Below are 20,152 nucleotides of genomic sequence, written 5' to 3'. Positions count from 1 at the left end.
AAATTGTTATTAACAATTTTAAATATAAAAAATGTACATCAAAACATTTTTCATATATTAGATTGTATTTGAATACTTAGTAATAAACCAATTAAGCAAATATTTTAAATATTTCATTATGGCACAACAAAGTAGAATTTTTGACCTCATCACAAATTATAAATCCGAGTTCTCCGATAAAACGATTATTGCTGGACGCGATAAAAATGGTCGTTGGAAAACCTACTTGACCAGTGAATTCATTGATAAAATAAATAGTCTCAGCAGAGCGCTACTAAGTATCGGCTTAATAAAAGGAGATCGAGTTGCGCTGATGTCCGGAAACCGTCCTGAATGGAGTATCATTGATTTTGCCTGTAATCAATTGGGTATTGCACTTGTACCGCTGTATCCTACATTAGCTCCACAGGACCTATCCTATATTGTCAATGATGCAGAAGCTAAATTGATATTCGTCAGTAATGCCGAGCTTGCTGCACGTGTTGACACAGCATTAAAAGATCATCAATTAACAATTCCGCTCTATACTTTTGAGAAGACTGAACATCATAAAGATCTAGAATCCTTATATCAAATTGGTGACACATTGGATACAGATCTAAAGCCTTACAATGACGCTATACAGGAAGATGATCTACTCACGTTAATCTACACATCAGGTACCACCGGTAAACCGAAAGGAGTATACTTATCCCATAAAAATATTTTAAGTAATGTACTCGCCTGCTACCATCTCATAAGACCCGATTTTAAAAAAGCGATCAGCTTTTTACCCTTATGTCATATTTTTGAACGGATGGTTGTATACATGTATTATTCAAAAGGTATAGAGATCTATTTTTGTGAAACACTGGACAATGTTGTTGTGGATATCAACGAAGTTAAACCGGATCTTTTTACCACTGTACCGCGGGTACTCGAAAAAGTATATGATAAAATCGTTGCGAAAGGAAAAGACTTAACTGGAATCAAAAAATCACTGTTCATGTGGGCATTAAACCTTGGCCTTCGTTACCAAGAGCCAACAAAAAACAGCGCTTGGTACAATTTTCAATTAGCCATTGCTCGAAAATTAATCTTTTCAAAATGGAAAGAAGCCCTTGGTGGTAACATAAAAATTATTGTTTCTGGTGGTGCAGCTCTTCAGGAAAGATTAGCGCGTGTATTCTGGGCTTCTGATATGAAAGTATTAGAAGGGTATGGTCTAACCGAAACATCTCCAGTTATAGCAGTCAACACATTTTTTGACACGGGTATCAAATTCGGAACAGTTGGTCGGCCTCTGAAAAATTTAGAAGTAAAAATAGCTCAAGATGGAGAGATCTTAGTAAAAGGACCAAGTGTCACCTCTGGCTATTACAAAAATGATGAAGCAACAAAAGAATCATTTGATGAAAACGGATTCTTCAAAACAGGCGATATTGGCGAAATATCGACTGATGGATTTCTGAAAATTACAGACCGCAAAAAAGAAATGTTCAAAACAGCAGGTGGCAAGTACATCGCACCACAGCCTATTGAAACAAAACTAATGGAATCTACCCTCATTGCACAAATTATGGTCGTGGGAGAAAATAGAAAATTTCCATCAGCTTTAATCGTTCCCGCTTTTGAAGAAATCGAAAAATGGATGAAACATAAAGGCATTCCTGTAGGTTCCAAAGAAGAGATCGTTACAAATCAAAAAGTAATCGAAAAATATAATCAAGAAATCGACAGGTTATCTACAGAATTCGGTCACTGGGAAAAAGTCAAAAAAATTATCTTACTTCCTAAAGAATGGACCATCAACGATGGTCAGTTAACACCAAAATTAAGCTTAAAAAGAAAAGTCATTCTCAAAGAGTTTGATGAGAAAATTGAGAAGCTCTATCAGGAAAATTAGAAAAAATACCCTCTATCTAAAAAATAGAGGGTATTTTTGAAATAAAATTTGTTTATCCGCCATCATATTATGAAAGAAGTATACTTTAAAGATTTATTGACCCCTACCTACTGGAAACAAGTTTTAAGATTAGTTTATGATGCCTTTAATGGCTTTATGGACGACAACTGCATGAAAAAAAGTGCATCATTAGCCTACTACACGGTGTTTTCTATTGGTCCATTATTGATGATCGTGATCTGGTGTATCGGTTTCTTTTATGGACAGCATTTGAGTAAAGAAACTACTGGACAGAAGGAAGTTTTTGATGAGCTAATGGTCTTATTCGGAGCAGATGTTACAAAACAAATTCAATCCTTTATCGAAAAAATAAACTTTGAAAATAAATCTAATTTAGGAATTACTATTGGTATTGTAACCCTTATTATTAGTGCTACAACGATATTTGTCGACATTCAGGATTCTATTAATCAAATCTGGAAAGTGAAACCCAAACCAAAAAAAGGCTGGTTAAAATTAATCATTAACAGGCTCATCTCCTTCTCGATTATTATTGCATTAGGTTTCCTTCTTATCGCTTCATTAATGATCAATGGCGTCATTGCAGCAGTTACAAATCTTGTGCTACAATATTTTCCTTTTATCCCGATTACATTAATTGACTGGATCAATACCAGTGTCACGTTTATCATTATCACGACGCTCTTTGGCTTCATATTTTCATTTTTGCCAGATGCAAAGGTGAAATTTAAAGATATACTTGGTGGAGCAATCTTCACAGCTTTATTATTCATGTTAGGTCGCTATTTTATATCACTATACTTGACTTTATCCTCTACAGCAAGTTTGTACGGCGCCGCAGGTTCGATCATCGTTATGTTATTGTGGATATACTACTCTGCAGCAATTTTATATTTTGGCGCTGAATTCACCAAGTTCTATGCTCAAAAATTAGGTGGCGGTATTGAACCTTCCTCATTCGCTGTTGTTATCGAACAAACAGAACGCATTAAAAAAGTTGGCGAAGAAGCCGATTCCAAAGAAGGAGAAATTCTTCATGTTCTAAAATAAAAAAAGGGTGCACTTTATAACAAAATGCACCCTTCTATAATAATATTGATTACTTCCCTATGGAGTAACGTTATAACGAATCACTTTTCGACCCACATTACCTGTTTCATCCATACCTTCCACAATGACTTTATATTGTCCATTTCCATCAGCATTATAGAATTCTAAAGCAGCCTCACCCGTTTCAGTAACCTTAACTTTTGGATTCCAATAAATTGTTGTCCTCAAATCATTCACAGCTTTACTTTCTGGTGTTTCATATTTTGGCTCATAAAACTTTCTTTCTTTTATATAACCCAAAGGAAACAGATCAATCACATTTGATTTTGGTAATAATTTTTCAATTTCCGTCAATGACATTCTAGGTTTTTTCTCTACTTTCTTCGTATAGATAGACACAACCCCATTATTCTGGTACATTCTGGAAACAGTTCCGAGGTCATCCTTTAGGAAAATCTCAATTCCCTCAATATCCGGAACATTAATACTATTTAATCCTGGTTCATCGATTGCCATTCCATTTAAGAAAAATTGAACGGGCACCCGACTTCCACTATTATAAGATCGTGTAACATAGTATTTCTGCGTCTGCGAATCGTAAGTAATACCAGTCAACAATGTGTTCAGACACATCGTCAATACATTACATCCCGATAAACGCTCTGCATCAATACGATGTTCAGGCATCGACAATCCTGAAATGGAAGGAAAATCTCTGTTGGTGATCACCTTTTTCTGCACACCAGTAACCGCGACCTCATCCAAAAGAATAGATTTACGATATTCCTTTTTGCTATTTTCTAGATACGGAACCATTGCCCGATCAATATTCATGACAAAATTATTCTTATAAGCATTGTTTTTATCAATCTCCGGAAAATAAGTCTGATCCATATTAATCACCATACTGCGGTAATTATCATTTCCCCGGGCATTAACAGTAACTTTTGAAGAATCTGTAAATACAAGATCTTTAAATAGGAAACGCCCTTTATCATCTGTATAAGTATCTTTACGAATACTCTTAGAAGGAATAGATAAGAGTAAGCCCCCATTCGGCACAGTTCTACCCGTGTTCAGTCTTAACGTTCCACCAATCTCAATTCCCTGTTCAGGCATAAATGATAGTACAGGAAGTTTCTCAGCCACCAGGTCTTGATAATCAAATCGACGGAATCCTTGTGTCATTAATAAAGCATCCAATGCTTTATCGCGATTCACATTCTTTTCATCAAAATACGTATTTGGACTTTCAATATATCCCTTCAGATCAGAAGTCAACAAGAAATTACTGACAATTGATAAATCCTGATTATCATCATAAGGAACTTTAGATTCATCAATAACAGAAATGGAATAACTACCCGGGTATTTTTTACCGTTATTAAGTACAGAAAGTTTCAGATTAACCTTTTCCTTCGCTTTAAACTGTTCCTTATTGACCGCTAAATTGATATCCAGTAGTTTCTCACTTTTAACAAAAGTAAGACGTTCACTGATCACCTTACCTGCGGGGGTCATCAAGGTTACTTGAGCAATACCATTAGGAAGACGTTCCTTCGGAATAGTAATCAATGCTGTTGCACTTTTCAAGTTCGCCTGTGCCGCATATACGAGATGACCGTTTGATTGTACCAGCACATAGAACGATTGATTTGGATTTTTAGCAAAATCTTCTTCACTCGTCACAATCGCCATATTCAGATTTGTTTCATCTTGTTTTACAAAAACAACATTCGCTTTATTCTGAACCACTTCCGGCAATTTAAACTTTCGTTCCTGACCATTAGCAAATGTAATCGAGGCTACATATTTTTCATTTGGGAGAGGTAAAAGACTAAAAAAACCCATACCTAAGCCTAAATCTGAAAATTCTGCGACTTGTTTTCCTTTACCGTCCAAGATACGGCCTTTAACAGCTATACCTTTTCCATCTGCAGAAACAGCCTTAAAAGCAACGTTTTTAGCGATTCCAGCTAATAGATCACCCCCTTCAGGAAAGAATTGAACATCGGCATCCCACAAGGCATTTTTTAAGGAAAATGTACTCTTTAGTGGCTTGTCGTTCTTATTCTCTTGAAGTGAGACTTCTAGATATGCCTTTTTCAGGATTTCTTTATCTTTAGCACTTAAATTCACAGTGACCTTACCCATATTATCCGTTTCACCTTTGCCATCAGCAATGGTTTCCCATCCAGAAATCATAGACCAATTCACTTTCGAATTAATCAATAGCTTACCAACAGCATCTCTAAATTGAATAACAGCCTGACTTTTAGCAGCATTCTGATCATTGTTAACAAATGTAATATCAGTGATTAGTTTTTTACTAATAGCATCTCCAATAGGAACCACTTTATTATAAAAATAATCCGATGAAAAGTTACTCATCCATTTCGTGTACGCTCGAAATCGATAATTGTCCTGCGCCAGGTACTGCGGATCCAAAACAAGATAACCATCTCCCACTCCCTTATCCAACGGAATCCTTAACGTTTGAATCAGCGAATCTCTGCTATTAAGAATCTCAACATATGTAACCTTACTCGGTTCATACTCCGCAAGATTGCGTGATAAGTAACTGTTAAACCACAACGTATCACCTACCGCATAATATGGTTTATCAAAGTGAAGATGCACTTTTTCAACAGGAAATACTTGAAATAACTTTTGTACTCTTTCGACTATTGTATTGATAGGTAGTGTAGCTTCGGTTGTCTGGGCAACGGCATGCTTTACTCCACAAACCCCCATCGTAAGCGTCAATAATTTTATATACTTCATCTAATACTATTGGTAATTAAAATAGAATAGATAAATATATTCAATTTTAATTAGATATCGGAAGTATCACAAGTTTTTAACATTTTTTAGGCTATAATAAAGGTGCCAAAAGCCGGCATAAAGAATCAATACCCCTTTTCCATTTTTTTCGATGTGCCCAGATGTACAAAGTAATCAGATCAGACGCCTCCTTATCGATTTCAAATTGATTTTCAAGACGTTTACAATAAGCCTCATCAGAAACAATACTTGCTATTTCATAATTGATGTAGAAACTCCGCATATCAAGGTTTACAGTCCCTACGAAAGCCAATTGACCATCAATACATACTGTCTTAGCATGGATAAAACCTTTCTTATACAGATAAACCTGCACACCACGTTGCAAAAGAGGCTTCAAAAAGGAAAAAGAAGCATGTTGTACAATATAAGAATCGGCTTTCTCTGGGAGCATCAGCTCCACTCTTACCCCAGAGGAAACAGCTATCTCCAAAGCCGTAGATAATTGCTCACTCGGTATAAAATAAGGCGTACACAATTGAATGCTTTCCTTGGCATCATTGATCGCCAATATGATAGCTTCCATATTAAAAGGACCAAGGGAGCCCGGATCACTAGAAGAAAATGCAACAGCGGCACGCTCGGGAATGTGCGGTACACTAAAATTTAAATATTCATCAGTCAATAAAAAGGGTTCACCTTCAGTTTGATTCCAACTGTTCCAAAATTGGATCTGCAGATTATTAACTGCTATTCCTTCTACAGCCATTGCAGTATCTCTCCAATAATCAATCTGATCCGGAGTATTGATATATCGATCAGAAATATTAATTCCCCCCACAAAACCATATTGACAATCAATCACTACAATCTTTCTGTGATTTCGATAATTACTATTTGCTAAAGAAGTAAAATTGACTGGTAAAAATGCAACAAAAGGATAACCAGGTGGATTTTTAACTAAATATTTGATCACATCAGGAGAACCAAAACTATCCAGTATTAGTCGCACTTTTACCCCCGCTTTTGCCTTTTCTTCCAAAATTTCAAGCACCTGACGACCAATATTGTCCAATTCAAAAATATAATATTCCAAGTGTATGGAATGTTTTGCTTCTCGAAGTCTTTTTAATAAAACTGGAAATTTCTCCTCGCCATTGATAAACAATTCGACCCTATTATTTAAAGAGAAAAAAGATAATTTTTGGTTTTTCAGATAGTCAAAAACGCGGGATAAAGTTCCTATTTTTTCATGAATTGTTTCCAGTTGCTCGTCCATTCGTATTAAACTTTCCTGCCATGCTGCTAACAGTTTTGTGTTCTGCTCGCGATTAATATGTTGCAGTCGCCTAACTTTTCTAAATTTTTGTCCGAATAGATAATATAGAACCAATCCAATACCTGGAAGAAATACAATAACCATTACCCATGAAATCGTCTTCGTTGGATTCCTATTTTCAATCAGTATTGTACTTATTACCCCAAAATATAACACAAATAAGGGAAGCCAATACCAATTTAATAGCCATTGCCACAATTGGTTCCAATCTATTTCAATCTCATTAAAGAAGTTTTGCATATAAAAATCAACTTATTTTAATCTTATAAGTAACAAATAGCCCTATCAAACGTTAACATTTGTAACATATCAGATACATTTGGAAATAAAGTATCTCTAAATGAAGTCAAATCTGATTAATTTATTTTGTTAACAAATGTTAAATCATACTATACAGAACTTATTGGCAACATTTATGTATTAATGTATAATAATCTAAAAGTCAAAAGTTAATTAACAATTAACTCTAAATAATATTTATGAATAAAATCGCACTTTTTACCCTAGCCCTTGCCTCGACCGGAGTACTCTTTTTTAGCTGTAACTCGGGTAAAACCAAAGAATTAGACAAAAAAAACAACGCTATTGCACTACCAATATACTCAATTGATACAAGTTCTGCGAATACAATAAAAGATTATATTGGTACGATTGAAGGAAAAGTCAATGTTGAGATCCGCCCACAAGTTGAAGGGATTTTAGAAGAAATATATGTCGATGAGGGTGATTTTGTGAAAGCTGATCAAAAATTATTTAAAATTAATGCCTCAGCCTATGATGAGATATTAAATAATATGGTCGCGACAGAAAATGTAGCCAAAGCAAAATTACAGAATGCACGTTTAGAAGTAGAGCGTCTCCGTCCTTTAGTAGAAAATGAGGTCATTTCAGAAGTACGCTTAAAATCTGCGCAATCAGAATATGATGTCGCAAAAGCATCCTTACAGCAGGCATCCGCGGCGGTACGTTCAGCCGATATTGACAAACAGTTTACAACAATCAAAGCACCTGTTTCAGGTTATATAGGTCGTATTCCCAAACGCGTAGGAAATTTAGTGACTAAAAATGATTCCCAGTCTCTTACCGTACTATCCGATGTGCAAGAAGTCTATGTATATTTTTCGATGAGCGAATCCGATTTCTTATATTTCACAAAGAAACAAGCAAAACAAGACCAGCAAGATGAATCCTATAAATCGGATGGAAAAATCCGAAAACTTGCTTTTCCAGAAGTATCATTGGTACTTGCAGACGGAGAAGCCTACAGTCAAAAAGGAAGAGTTGATGCCGTAAATGGTCAAGTAAATAGAACCACTGGTGCAATTTCTTTACGTGCCACTTTCCCAAATACTGACAATATATTACGTACAGGTAGTACCGGTACATTAAAATTTGTGGAAACGCAAAAAGGAGTGATACAAATCCCACAAGTATCAACATCGGAGCTACAAGATAAAACCTTTGTATACGTTGTTGATAACAAAAATACGGTTCACCGCAGGTCTATCAAAATTGAGGGTAAATCCAATTCGAACTATATTATCTCAGAAGGGTTAGCTGTAGGAGACAGAATTTTAATGTCCGGTTTCGACAAGATTTCGGAAGGAGCTACCATCATTCCGATCAACAAGACCCAATAAAATACTTTTCCAATTTTTAATTAAACGCACTATAAATGCTAAAAACATTTGTTAATAAACCCGTATTGGCTACCGTTGTCTCCATGCTCTTAGTAGTATTAGGAGCTGTGGGGCTAAAGATGTTACCTGTATCCCGTTTCCCAGAAATAGCTCCTCCGTCTGTGGTCGTTTCATTAAGTTACCCTGGCGCGAATGCAGAAACCGTTGCTAAATCTGTTCTCCTTCCAATTGAAGAAGCCGTAAATGGTGTAGAAGATATGACTTACATCCGTTCAACGGCCAGTAATTCCGGCTCAGGATCTGTTCAGGTGTTCTTTAAAACAGGTATTAATCCAGATATAGCTTCTGTAAATGTCCAAACCAGAATATCGAAAGCAATAGGTTCTATTCCTTCAGAAGTCAATGAAGCCGGTATAACGGTAATGCCTCGTCAATCTGGGGTAATCATGACCATCAACCTCTTTGCAGATTCCAAAGAAAGTATGTTTGATGAAACTTTTCTTCAAGCCTATTCCCAAATCAATATCATCCGGCCATTACTTCGTGTTGATGGCATTGCCCAAGTTTCTCGTGTTGGAGCACGTGATTACTCCATGCGTATGTGGTTGAATCCTGAAAAGCTAGCTTTGTTTAATCTAGTTCCTGACGATGTCATAACAGCCATTAAAGATCAGAATTTCGAAATTGCTCCCGGAAAATTTGGTGAAACATCCGATGAGGTATTTGAAACCGTAATTAAGCATAAAGGACGATTCAGTCAACCCGAGGAATTTGAAAACATTGTTATAAAAACAAATGAAGATGGTTCCGTATTATATTTACGAGACTTAGCCCGTATAGAGTTTGGCTCTTCTAACTTAGGTTCGGACAATAAAGTAAATGGAAAACCCGGATTAACCTTAAATATCACACAGACATCAGGTTCCAATGCCCACGATATTGATATCGAAGTGCGTAAAGTATTGGAAGAGTTATCCAAAACTTTTCCAGAAGGCATTAAATATGAAGTTTCCTACTCTGTAAGAGATCAGATTGACGCATCGATCTCTCAAGTAAAACATACTTTATTTGAAGCATTTATTTTGGTATTTATTATTGTTTTTATCTTTTTACAGGATTTTAGATCAACCATAATTCCAGCGATTGCAATTCCGGTCTCCCTCATAGGTACCTTTTTCTTCCTCAATCTATTCGGTTTCTCACTCAATGTGCTCACCATGTTTGCATTGGTACTATCGATAGGTATTGTTGTTGATGATGCCATTGTCGTCGTCGAAGCCATTCACTTAAAAATGCATGAGACAGGTATGAAAGCCAGGGAGGCAACGCTTTCTACAATGTCCGAGATCTCCGGAGCCATTGTATCCATTACCTTAGTCATGGCGGCCGTATTTATTCCGGTCGGTTTTATGGAGGGACCAGCAGGTATATTCTATCGTCAATTTGCTTATACCCTGGCAACAGCAATTTTGATTTCTGCTCTAACCGCCTTGACTTTAAGTCCGGCCTTATGTGCCTTGATTCTAAAAGCACCCGAACATGAAGATCAGACGGATCAGAAAGAAAAAAATAAATTTACCGCATATAAAAAGCGCTTCTTCACGGCCTTTAACACCTCATTTGATAGCTTAACCTCACGCTACATTGTCGGTGTTAAATATCTGATCCGAAATAAGAAGATTGCCATTACAGGATTGATCGGTATTTCAGCAATCGGATTTACCTTATTACTTTTAGCACCCAAAAGTTTTATCCCTACGGAAGACGATAGTTTTGTGACCTATTCGCTGGCCATGCAACCAGGTGCTTCACTAGCAAGAACTACAGAAGTTTTAAAACAAGCAGATAGTATTCTTCAAAAAAGAAATCCAGATATTGCAGGAATGACCACCATCTCAGGATTTAATGCATTAGATGGAAGTACAAGTCCTGCATATGCAGTTGGTTACATTAACCTAAAAAGCTACGATAAAAGAGAAAAAATTAAAGATATTGAAGCCTTTATGGATTCGATCCGTCAGGACTTATCAGTAATCAATGAAGCCACTTTCAATGTCTTTCCTCGTCCCACTGTTCAAGGTTTTGGGGATTTCGCAGGTATACAGCTGGTTTTAGAAGATAAATTAGGTGGAGAGATCTTGGATTTTAGCAGTATTGCAGACAACTTCATCAATGAAATCAATCAATTACCAGAAGTTAAAAGTGCATACACTTCCTTTAAAGCAAACTTCCCACAATATGAAGTGGATATCGATGCTGTTAAAGCAAAATCATTGGGAGTCGATATTAAATCCTTGATGTCTACCATACGAGCTTACTACGGCCGTGTACAGGCCGGCGATTTTAGTCGTTTCGGCAGACAATATCGTGTATACATTCAGGCAGATTACGATTACCGAACAGATCCCGAATCCTTTAAATCCATTTTTGTCAGAAACAAAAACAACGAGATGGTCCCCATCAGTACATTACTTACCTTAAAAAAGGTAGTGGGACCGGAAACCATCACTCGTTATAATCTGTACAATGCAATTACCATTAATGCCAATCCAAATGAAGGGTACAGTACAGGTGATGCCATGAAGGCGATAGAGAAATTAGCTTTGGAAAAATTACCTGGAAACTATAGTTATGAATGGACAGGTATGAGCTTAGAAGAATCGGAATCAGGTTCCCAAACCATACTGATTTTCATCATGAGTATTGTTTTTGTATACTTCCTATTATCGGCACAATATGAAAGCTACATCTTACCTTGGGCCGTTCTGTTATCCATTCCAGTTGGGTTAGTAGGCGTTTATGCCACAATCTTACTCGTAGGATTAGAAAATAACATTTACGTACAGGTTGGTGTCATCATGCTGATTGGGTTGCTTGCCAAAAATGCCATTCTGATTATTGAATTTGCCGTACAGGAAAGAAACAAAGGTTTGAGCATTTACGACTCTGCTATTGCAGGAGCCAAATTACGTCTGCGTCCTATCCTAATGACGTCATTTGCATTTGTAGCAGGATTAATACCCCTTATGTGGTCATCAGGACCATCAGCAAAAGGAAATCATTCCATTAGTTTTGGTGCCGCTGGTGGTATGCTTTTCGGTGTATTGCTCGGGATCTTTATTATCCCAGTACTTTATATCATCTTCAAAACCTTAGATGAACGTTTAAAAATTAAATTCAAATCAAATTAGTCCGATATATATGAATCTTATCAATCGCCATATCTTCCTATTCGGGGCTATCTTACTTCTGTTCTCTTCCTGTAAAGTTGGACAACGCTATACTGCTCCAAAATATAATCTTCCAGATCAATACCGTGCGGATTCGACCTATCAAGATAGTGTAGGGACACTCGCCTATGTCAATTGGCGCGATTTCTTTAGAGATTCAAGCCTGATAAAACTAATTGATGCCGGATTGGCAAATAACTATGATATGCGTAGCGCTATCTTGAATATTCAAATCGCAAATCGTCAATTAACGCAGGCTAAAGCAGGTTATCTGCCAGAATTGGATGCAACGATTGCAGGTGTAGGCCAAGAATGGCGTTCCAAAAATTATTACGCAGGACCTGCTTCCAAAATCTATAATGGTAAAGAAGCAAAAAATAATCTTTTTAGAACCCAATCTCAGTATTTAACGGAATTAAACCTCAGTTGGGAAATTGATATCTGGGGTAAAATATCTGCCCAGAAAGAAGAAGCACTCGCTAACTATTTAGGTACTGCAGAAGCAAAAAAAGCGATTCAAACTAGTCTGATTGCAAATATTGCTAAGGGTTATTTCAATCTTTTAAAGCTAGATGCTCAGATTGAAGTGGCCTTACGTAATGTACAACTCAATGATAGCACTTTACGTATGATTCAATTACAGTTTGATGCCGGAGAAATCACCTCATTAGCCATTCAGCAAACGCAATCCCAAAGATTGCTCGCAGCATCACTAGTTCCGCAGTTGGAACAAGAAATACAGATTCAAGAAAATTCACTTTTAGAATTGACCGGTAGAATGCCCGATAAAATTGAACGGGGCAAAAGTCTACAGTATTTAATTGATGAATCTAAGATCTCAATGGGATCTCCTATAGATCTGATCCGCAACAGACCAGATATCCGTGAAGCAGAATTAAGTTTAATCGCATCAAATGCACAAGTTAATATTAATCAAGCTTTACGCTACCCTTCATTGACGCTCGGAGGTACACTGGGTCTAAACTCCATGTTACCTGAAAATTGGTTTAATATTCCCGGATCATTGCTAGGTTCCGCATTGGGAAATATTACAACTCCCATATTTAAAAACAAAAAACTAAAGACAGCTTTTGAAGTGTCAAAATTAGAACGTGAAAAAGCAGAGATCAACTTACAGAAAACAGTATTACGTTCGGTCAACGAAGTATCCAATAGCTTCACATCACTTGCGAAATTAAAAGAGCAATTGGTACTCGCAGAAGCCCGAGTCGCAAATTCTCATTTGGCAGTAAAAAATGCTAGTTTATTGTTTAAATCTGGATATGCAACCTATCTCGAAGTTATTACAGCGCAATCCAATGCCTTGACATCCGAACTTAACCTCGTTTCCATAAAGCAATCCCAGCTGGATTCATTCGTTGAACTATACAAATCCCTAGGAGGTGGATGGGCAGAAACTAAATAATATGACAGTTCATTGCTCCGTCGACATGGAGCAATGGACTTAAATAAGGAATATCTAAATTTGCTCCACGCAACAGAAACCAGATTCCCATTAAGATATAGAGAAAAGGTAACCATTTCGAAAAATTCATTTTAAAATATGTCCGAATAAAGTTGCCTAAAAAAGAGAAGATTAATAACAGTGGCAATGTTCCCAAACCGAACATGACCATAAAATAGAAACTTGTTAAACTTGATTCTGTATTCATTGCTGCAGCTGCGGCCATATACAACATGCCACAAGGTAAAATACCATTCAATACACCCGCAAAAAAACTTCCACCTGGACGGTATAACCAACGTCCCATAAGTTTAGCTATCGGTTGAACCAAACGTGTCTGCAATTTTATAAAATCCTGGTTTTTAAATTTAAATAATTGCACTAAACCTATAACAAGTAGTATCAATCCCGTTAAAATGCTCAATCCCATTTGCCATCCCTGGATCGATGCAATTCTACCAATCATACCGAGCGCAAGACCATAAACACCATAGGTCAATATCCGCCCTATCTGATATAATATCTTATTGAACGCTATTTTCCAGGTCAGTTCATGATTACCCTGCACAGCAAAAAGCAAAGGACCACACATCACCGCACAGTGTACACTGCCAAACAAACCCATAAAAAAAGCAAAATATTGGTAACTCATCTTATAAATGCAGTTGCTGATCTGTCAAAAACTCTAAACCTTCACTCTTCCAAACAATTTCCAGATTCCACGCTCCTTTTTTTAAAGTAGAAATCGGTAACTGATATACACCTGTATTTGTTTCAAATGGTAACTGCAAATCGATACTGCGATCCGAAGGACGTTTAAAGATCAGATTACCGCTATTTGCAACAGTGGCAAACTGAATATACAAAGTATCATGATTAATTTTAATAACAGGTTCAGCTTTATGCTTGGCAACATTTGATTTCTTATTATAAACCTGATCATAATTTAGACCTTGCTCATAATAATCTGTATCTTCTAATGTATCTGTATCATGACTGATCATATAAATCCCAGCACCTATGATACAGAGCATAAATATACCCAAGCTTAAAAATATTTTAGTACCCCAATTCATCCTTTATCTCTTTATAATTTAACCCTTCCTTTATCACATCCCCGGAGGAGCAATGAAGGTCGTTTTTAAGGTTTCTATTTTTCGATCTCCCGAATATACATCAACTTTCACATCTTCTTTATAGCGTTTTACATCATCTTTATTGATGATGAGAAAAAAGCTTAAAGAAGCCGATCCTCCTTTTGTCAACGATTTGATCGGATTTACAACTTGTATTTTTAGTTTTTCATCTTGAGGCACGAGTGTAAAAGGCATTTCAGCACTACTTTTATTCACTAACTCCAATGAATACAAATTACTGATTGTATGATCATCTCGTAATTGATAAGAACTTCCTTTGGCCCTTAACAAAGTTGCACCTACATCAGATCGCATCAATATAAGCGAAACAAAGACAGAAACTAATGCAACCAATACAACAGAATACGCAATAGCTCGAGTATTGCTTCTTTTGGTTATAGTTCCTTGAATCTCACCCATGGTATAAAAACCAATAAGTTTTTTCGGCTTACCTATTTTGTCCATCACGGCATCACAAGCATCAACACAAGCAGTACAGCTGACACACTCCATCTGCAGACCATTTCGAATATCTATCCCTGTAGGGCAGACATGGACACATAACTGGCAATCAATACAATCTCCTTTTACTTGTTCTACATCTTTTTTCTGTTTTCCCCGTGGCTCACCACGGCGGTGATCGTAAGCAACTGTTATGCTTTGATCATCTAACAATACCCCTTGCAACCGTCCATACGGACATATTGTTGTACAGACTATTTCTCTGATATGTGCAAACACTGCGTAGAAAACAAATGTAAATATCGTAATGGCTAAAAGCCCCCCTAAATGTTGGTCAATCGGGTCGGTTACAATTTTATAAAGTGCATCAACACCAATTATATAAGATAAAAAAATATTAGATATTAAAAATGAAATCAATAGAAATATACTATGCTTTAATACCTTTTTTAACTTTTTATCATCCGTATTAGGTCCTTCATTCAATTTTCTCTGCTGTTGCCAGTCCCCCTCAATCCAGTATTCTATTTTACGAAATATCAGTTCCATAAAAATTGTCTGTGGACAAGTCCAGCCACACCAGATGCGACCAAAAACAACTGTAAATAGAACGACACAAACCATCACGATAAGCATTCCGAAAACAAAAATGTGCAAATCTTGAGGATAAAAAATACTTCCCAAAATACTGAATTTTCGCTCAAGAATATTAAACATCAATAATGGCTCACCTCCAATTTTAATAAAAGGAGCTCCGAATAAAAACAGCAGCAACCCATACCCGACCCATTGCCTTATTGCATACAATTGCCCCGAAGGTTTCTTTGCATATATCCAGGCTCGTTTTGTTTTATTACTCTGGTTGTCAGGAAGATTTGTTGCTACTGCTTTCATAAATACTTTTTTTATTGAACTTTTGTAGAATCGGCGGTTGTTGCTTTAGCATCAGCCGTTGCATATGTAACCTCAGTACCTTGAGGTTCTTTAGGATTTGCAGGCTTAGTATCACGGATCGAAATAATGTAGCTACTCACCTCCGCAATCTGTCCCGGAGTCAAAGTCTGTTCCCAAGGCACCATCCCCTTATCAGGAACACCATACTTAACCGTTTTAAAAATATCCTTGATCTCCCCACCATGTAACCAGAATCTATCAGCCAAATTAGGACCTATTCCGCCTTCACCAGCTCCACCATGACATGCAACACAATTTGCTTGAAAAACAGCATGACCGGCTGCAACTTTTGATTCATCGTATACCACACTGGATTCATCGATCAAATTAGCCGCTTGCGCTAGGTATTCTTGTTTTGCGATTTCAGCCTTCTCCATCTCCTGAGCATATTCTTGATTTTGATTTAGACCCCAGCCAAAAACATGATAAATTAAGATATAAACAACCGCAAAAGTCATTGTCGAATAGAATAAAGCATTGAACCAAATTGGAATTGGATTATCTAATTCCTTAATACCGTCATATTCGTGATCAATGATTAAATCCTTCTCTTCCGAAATAGGACGTAGCCCTAGCAATTTATTCCAGGAAGCCTTACGTGACTCTTTTTTTCTAATTTTAGTAACTTGCTCCTCTTTTAAAATCTCAGGCATCGTGATACGCAAAATTGAGCGCATCGCCTTGTTCACCATCAATGCCGAAGCCAATAAAGCAAGCATGACTACAACGAGTACGATGATTAAAATATTCTGATATATATTACCAGAACTTATGCTCCAAGTTTCTGCATTTACAACTGTTGTATTTAAAAATAAACTCATATTTATAGACTATCTGATGATTCACCTTTGTTAATATCATCCTCTTGAAATGGAAGCTCCTTCATATAGGTAATATGTTCTTTATTCATTCTGAACAACATAATTCCTACGATAATGAAGAATACTAAAAATATCCATAATGAAGCGATCAAATACAGCTCGCTACCATTTAAATTTGTTATTTGTTTGAACATAATCTTCTATTTTAATTTAGTTCATCAACTATTTCCTTAGCTTTTGGTTCAGCTTTAATATCCGTACCCAATCGCTGTAGATAAGCAATCATGGCTATGATTTCACGGTTTGGTAAAACATGAACTTGGTTCTTTTTCAAATCCGCCGCAATCTCTTGCGCTTGCTTATCCAAAGAAGCCTGTGCTTGTGCAATGTCCTTATCCGTATAAGGGACACCCAATGTTTTCATTGCTTCCAATTTTGCGGTTAATAAAGAATTATCCAATTCTTGATCAATTAGCCAAGGATACGTAGGCATAATACTACCAGGAGATGTTATTGTAGGATCGAGTAAATGGTCAAAATGCCACTTATTAGGATACTTCCCGCCTATACGATGCAAGTCAGGACCTGTTCGTTTAGAGCCCCATAAGAATGGATGATCATACACATATTCACCGGCTTTACTATATTCCCCGTAGCGTGCAGTCTCCGAGCGGAAAGGACGTATCGATTGCGTATGACAATTCACACAGCCTTCACGGATATACAGATCACGTCCTTGTAATTCCAATGCAGTATATGGCTTAACACTTGCAATTGTTGGAATATTAGAAGATATTGTAAATGTTGGAATCATTTCCACGATTCCACCGATCAAAATAGCAATTAACGCCAGCACCATAAACATAATAGGTTTACGTTCTAAACGTCTATGTGTAGATTGCTCATTGGTCGTTACAGGCAATAATGCAGGTGCTTGCGCGGGCTCATTAGCCAATAACTTACCTTGACGCATTGTTTTTACCAAATTATATGTCATCAAAATAGCACCACTTAAATAAAGAGCACCACCGACAGCACGCATCATATGCATTGGAATAATTTCCAACGTAGTCGCAAGGAAGTTAGGATATTTCAAAACACCTTCTGGTGTAAATTCTTTCCACATTAACCCTTGCACAACAGCTGCCCAATACATCGGAATTGCATAAAATAAAATTCCTAATGTACCGATCCAAAAGTGAGCAGATGCCATTTTTTTAGAGTACAATTCAGTTCTATAAATGCGAGGAATCAACCAATAAAGAATAGCGAAAGTCATAAAGCCATTCCATCCTAGAGCACCAACGTGTACGTGAGCCACTATCCAATCCGTAAAATGGGCAATTGCGTTTACTTGTTTCAGCGATAGCATTGATCCTTCAAATGTCGCCATACCATAACAAGTCAAGGCAACAACCATAAATTTCAATACAGGTTCTGTTCGTACTTTATCCCATGCACCACGTAGCGTAAGCAGACCATTGATCATACCACCCCAGCTTGGAGCAATTAACATAATTGAAAATGCAACACCCAATGATTGAACCCATCCTGGAAGAGCAGTATAAAGTAAGTGATGCGGGCCAGCCCAGATATATATGAAGATCAATGACCAGAAGTGAAGAATACTCAATTTATAAGAATATACCGGGCGATTTGCCATTTTAGGTAAGAAATAATACATCATACCTAAAAATGGTGTAGTTAAGAAAAATGCAACTGCATTATGACCATACCACCATTGTACTAAAGCATCTTGTACACCAGAGTAAACATAGTAACTTTTCCAACCTGATACCGGTAATTGAACAGAATTTACAATATGGAGAACTGCTACGGTAACAAACGTTGCAATATAAAACCAAACTGCTACATACATATGTCGCTCTCTACGTTTTATAATTGTTCCAAACATATTAATACCAAAGACCACCCAAATTAAGGTGATACCAAGGTCAATGGGCCACTCCATCTCAGCATATTCATGGCTTGTCGTCAATCCAAGTGGTAATGTAATTGCCGACGCAACAATCACTAATTGCCAACCCCAAAAATGAATTTTACTGAGCATATCACTGAACATCCGCGCTCTTAAAACACGTTGTAGCGAATAATAAACACCCATAAAAATTGCATTTCCGACAAATGCAAAGATTATTGCATTTGTATGTACAGGTCTGATCCGACCAAAAGTGGAAAATTGAATCCCAAAATTCATCGCAGGCCACACCAGTTGAGTAGCTACAAGTAGTCCTATGGACATACCAACTATCCCCCAAATAATGGTAGCGATACCGAAATTTCTGACAATCTTATTGTCATAATTAAACTGCTCTAACTGCATACTTATAATATTGATTTCCTTACCAAAAGTAGAGCTTGTTTTATGACATTAGAATGATGGCGATAACCAAAAAAAATAACATTCGTCACACATTTATATCACATTAATAATGTTTTAACATAAATGATGAGTTTCAACTACTTTTTACAAATAGTAATGCAGCTTGTATGGTTATTTAGTATAAAAAATAGGTGAAGTTGTTTCGAAAAATTACTAATAATAAAGAGTTTATGGCAAAAAAATGGCTACCATCAAGATACTTGTTTCATTAGGTCACATAACAAAAATTTCTCCTTACTATAAAACACATCAAATACTACTTTATATTTACCTATAATTAGTAACACTGAAAATATCAAAGATATAATTAGGATAGGCCTGATAAGCCAAAACCACTTCTCTTATTAATGAAATAGTAATTACAGACCAGTTTTGCTTATTTCAAACAATTAGTTTAATAAAATAATATTGATAAATAAGCAAACTGAATGAGTGGCCATATCCAAATTTTTAAAAAATATAATATCTTTTACAGCGATTTAATATAAATACTGTACACTATTTTGTAAAGTAAGGAAAGTGTTTATATAAGTAGACGTCGAGGATTACCGATCTATAATAAAAAAAGAAGAAATGGTTTAATACCAGTATTCTTATAACGTGAGATAAACTAGATTTAAGAGTACAACTATTATAAACTAGGGCCTCAATGTCATGACCAGCAAGTGTCAATATGGACAAAAAGTACTGAACCTAATACAAAGCAGCTAATAGCCCATAGCAGAAATGAAAAATCCAATAACTGAGCAACAGATAATATTTATGCAATAATCAATGAAAAAGTGCGGTGTCATATAAAGCTGCCGAAAGAACAGGAATAGCTATGCTCTCAGCATAAAAAAGGTCTAAACACAAAAAAGCCTCTGCTGTATAGCAAAGGCTTCTGTATAAAAAAAGGCACCGACCTACTCTCCCACCTGTTACGGCAATACCATCGGCTCTGGCGGGCTTGACTTCTCTG

Annotated in this window: 14 protein-coding genes; 5 read left to right on the top strand and 9 right to left on the bottom strand. The window is 36.6% G+C overall.

Going from position 1 to position 20,152, the window contains the following annotated elements:
• Nucleotides 1–118 precede the first annotated feature (118 nt).
• Both HCX49_RS24965 and HCX49_RS24960 read left to right on the top strand, forming a co-directional pair.
• The gene (locus HCX49_RS24965) at nucleotides 119–1,885 is read left to right on the top strand and encodes an AMP-dependent synthetase/ligase (RefSeq protein ID WP_168128462.1); all 1,767 of its coding nucleotides are present in this window, start codon (nucleotides 119–121) and stop codon (nucleotides 1,883–1,885) included.
• Between the two features lie 69 nt (nucleotides 1,886–1,954).
• Nucleotides 1,955–2,956, top strand: coding sequence for a YihY/virulence factor BrkB family protein (locus HCX49_RS24960; protein ID WP_021188696.1), 1,002 nt, complete (start codon nucleotides 1,955–1,957; stop codon nucleotides 2,954–2,956).
• Between the two features lie 57 nt (nucleotides 2,957–3,013).
• Here the strand turns inward: HCX49_RS24960 and HCX49_RS24955 are convergent, their stop codons facing one another.
• Nucleotides 3,014–5,740 (bottom strand): carboxypeptidase regulatory-like domain-containing protein, encoded by a 2,727-nt coding sequence (locus tag HCX49_RS24955; protein WP_168128461.1) that lies wholly within the window; start codon nucleotides 5,738–5,740, stop codon nucleotides 3,014–3,016.
• Nucleotides 5,741–5,831: 91 nt separating this feature from the next.
• Complete coding sequence (gene cls / locus HCX49_RS24950) at nucleotides 5,832–7,319, bottom strand: cardiolipin synthase (protein WP_021188698.1); 1,488 nt, start codon at nucleotides 7,317–7,319, stop codon at nucleotides 5,832–5,834.
• 239 nt (nucleotides 7,320–7,558) lie between these two features.
• Between cls and HCX49_RS24945 the strand changes: the two genes are divergently transcribed.
• From HCX49_RS24945 to HCX49_RS24935, 3 genes are read left to right on the top strand one after another with little or no spacing between them, the layout of a single operon-like run.
• Nucleotides 7,559–8,719, top strand: coding sequence for an efflux RND transporter periplasmic adaptor subunit (locus HCX49_RS24945; protein WP_132772064.1), 1,161 nt, complete (start codon nucleotides 7,559–7,561; stop codon nucleotides 8,717–8,719).
• A gap of 35 nt (nucleotides 8,720–8,754) precedes the next feature.
• Nucleotides 8,755–11,910, top strand: coding sequence for an efflux RND transporter permease subunit (locus HCX49_RS24940; RefSeq protein WP_132772065.1), 3,156 nt, complete (start codon nucleotides 8,755–8,757; stop codon nucleotides 11,908–11,910).
• A gap of 10 nt (nucleotides 11,911–11,920) precedes the next feature.
• The gene (locus tag HCX49_RS24935) at nucleotides 11,921–13,375 is read left to right on the top strand and encodes an efflux transporter outer membrane subunit (RefSeq protein WP_168128460.1); all 1,455 of its coding nucleotides are present in this window, start codon (nucleotides 11,921–11,923) and stop codon (nucleotides 13,373–13,375) included.
• Here HCX49_RS24935 and HCX49_RS24930 read toward each other — a convergent pair.
• The 7 genes from HCX49_RS24930 to HCX49_RS25485 form a co-directional block, all read right to left on the bottom strand.
• Nucleotides 13,368–14,066 (bottom strand): sulfite exporter TauE/SafE family protein, encoded by a 699-nt coding sequence (locus HCX49_RS24930; RefSeq protein ID WP_132844106.1) that lies wholly within the window; start codon nucleotides 14,064–14,066, stop codon nucleotides 13,368–13,370. The genes HCX49_RS24935 and HCX49_RS24930 overlap by 8 nt on opposite strands.
• Nucleotide 14,067: 1 nt before the next feature.
• A complete protein-coding gene (locus HCX49_RS24925; RefSeq protein ID WP_168128459.1) occupies nucleotides 14,068–14,490 on the bottom strand; it encodes a FixH family protein in 423 nt (140 codons plus the stop codon).
• Between the two features lie 33 nt (nucleotides 14,491–14,523).
• Nucleotides 14,524–15,906, bottom strand: coding sequence for a cytochrome c oxidase accessory protein CcoG (gene ccoG / locus HCX49_RS24920; RefSeq protein ID WP_031287216.1), 1,383 nt, complete (start codon nucleotides 15,904–15,906; stop codon nucleotides 14,524–14,526).
• 11 nt (nucleotides 15,907–15,917) lie between these two features.
• Entirely contained in the window at nucleotides 15,918–16,787 is an 870-nt protein-coding gene (locus HCX49_RS24915) for a cbb3-type cytochrome c oxidase N-terminal domain-containing protein (protein WP_021188307.1), read from the bottom strand.
• A 2-nt stretch (nucleotides 16,788–16,789) separates the two neighbouring features.
• Nucleotides 16,790–16,981 carry a hypothetical protein gene (locus HCX49_RS24910; protein WP_021188306.1) on the bottom strand — a complete coding sequence of 64 codons (192 nt, stop codon included), beginning with the start codon at nucleotides 16,979–16,981 and terminating at the stop codon, nucleotides 16,790–16,792.
• 11 nt (nucleotides 16,982–16,992) lie between these two features.
• Complete coding sequence (ccoN, locus tag HCX49_RS24905; protein WP_168128458.1) at nucleotides 16,993–19,131, bottom strand: cytochrome-c oxidase, cbb3-type subunit I; 2,139 nt, start codon at nucleotides 19,129–19,131, stop codon at nucleotides 16,993–16,995.
• A gap of 831 nt (nucleotides 19,132–19,962) precedes the next feature.
• Nucleotides 19,963–20,152, bottom strand: a 190-nt coding sequence (locus HCX49_RS25485; protein ID WP_206368718.1) for a hypothetical protein, incomplete at its 5' end; no start/stop codon positions are given.

It is taken from the genome of Sphingobacterium sp. B16(2022) (assembly GCF_012030425.1).
GTDB lineage: Bacteria > Bacteroidota > Bacteroidia > Sphingobacteriales > Sphingobacteriaceae > Sphingobacterium > Sphingobacterium anhuiense.
This window is presented reverse-complemented; position numbering and strand designations above follow the sequence as displayed.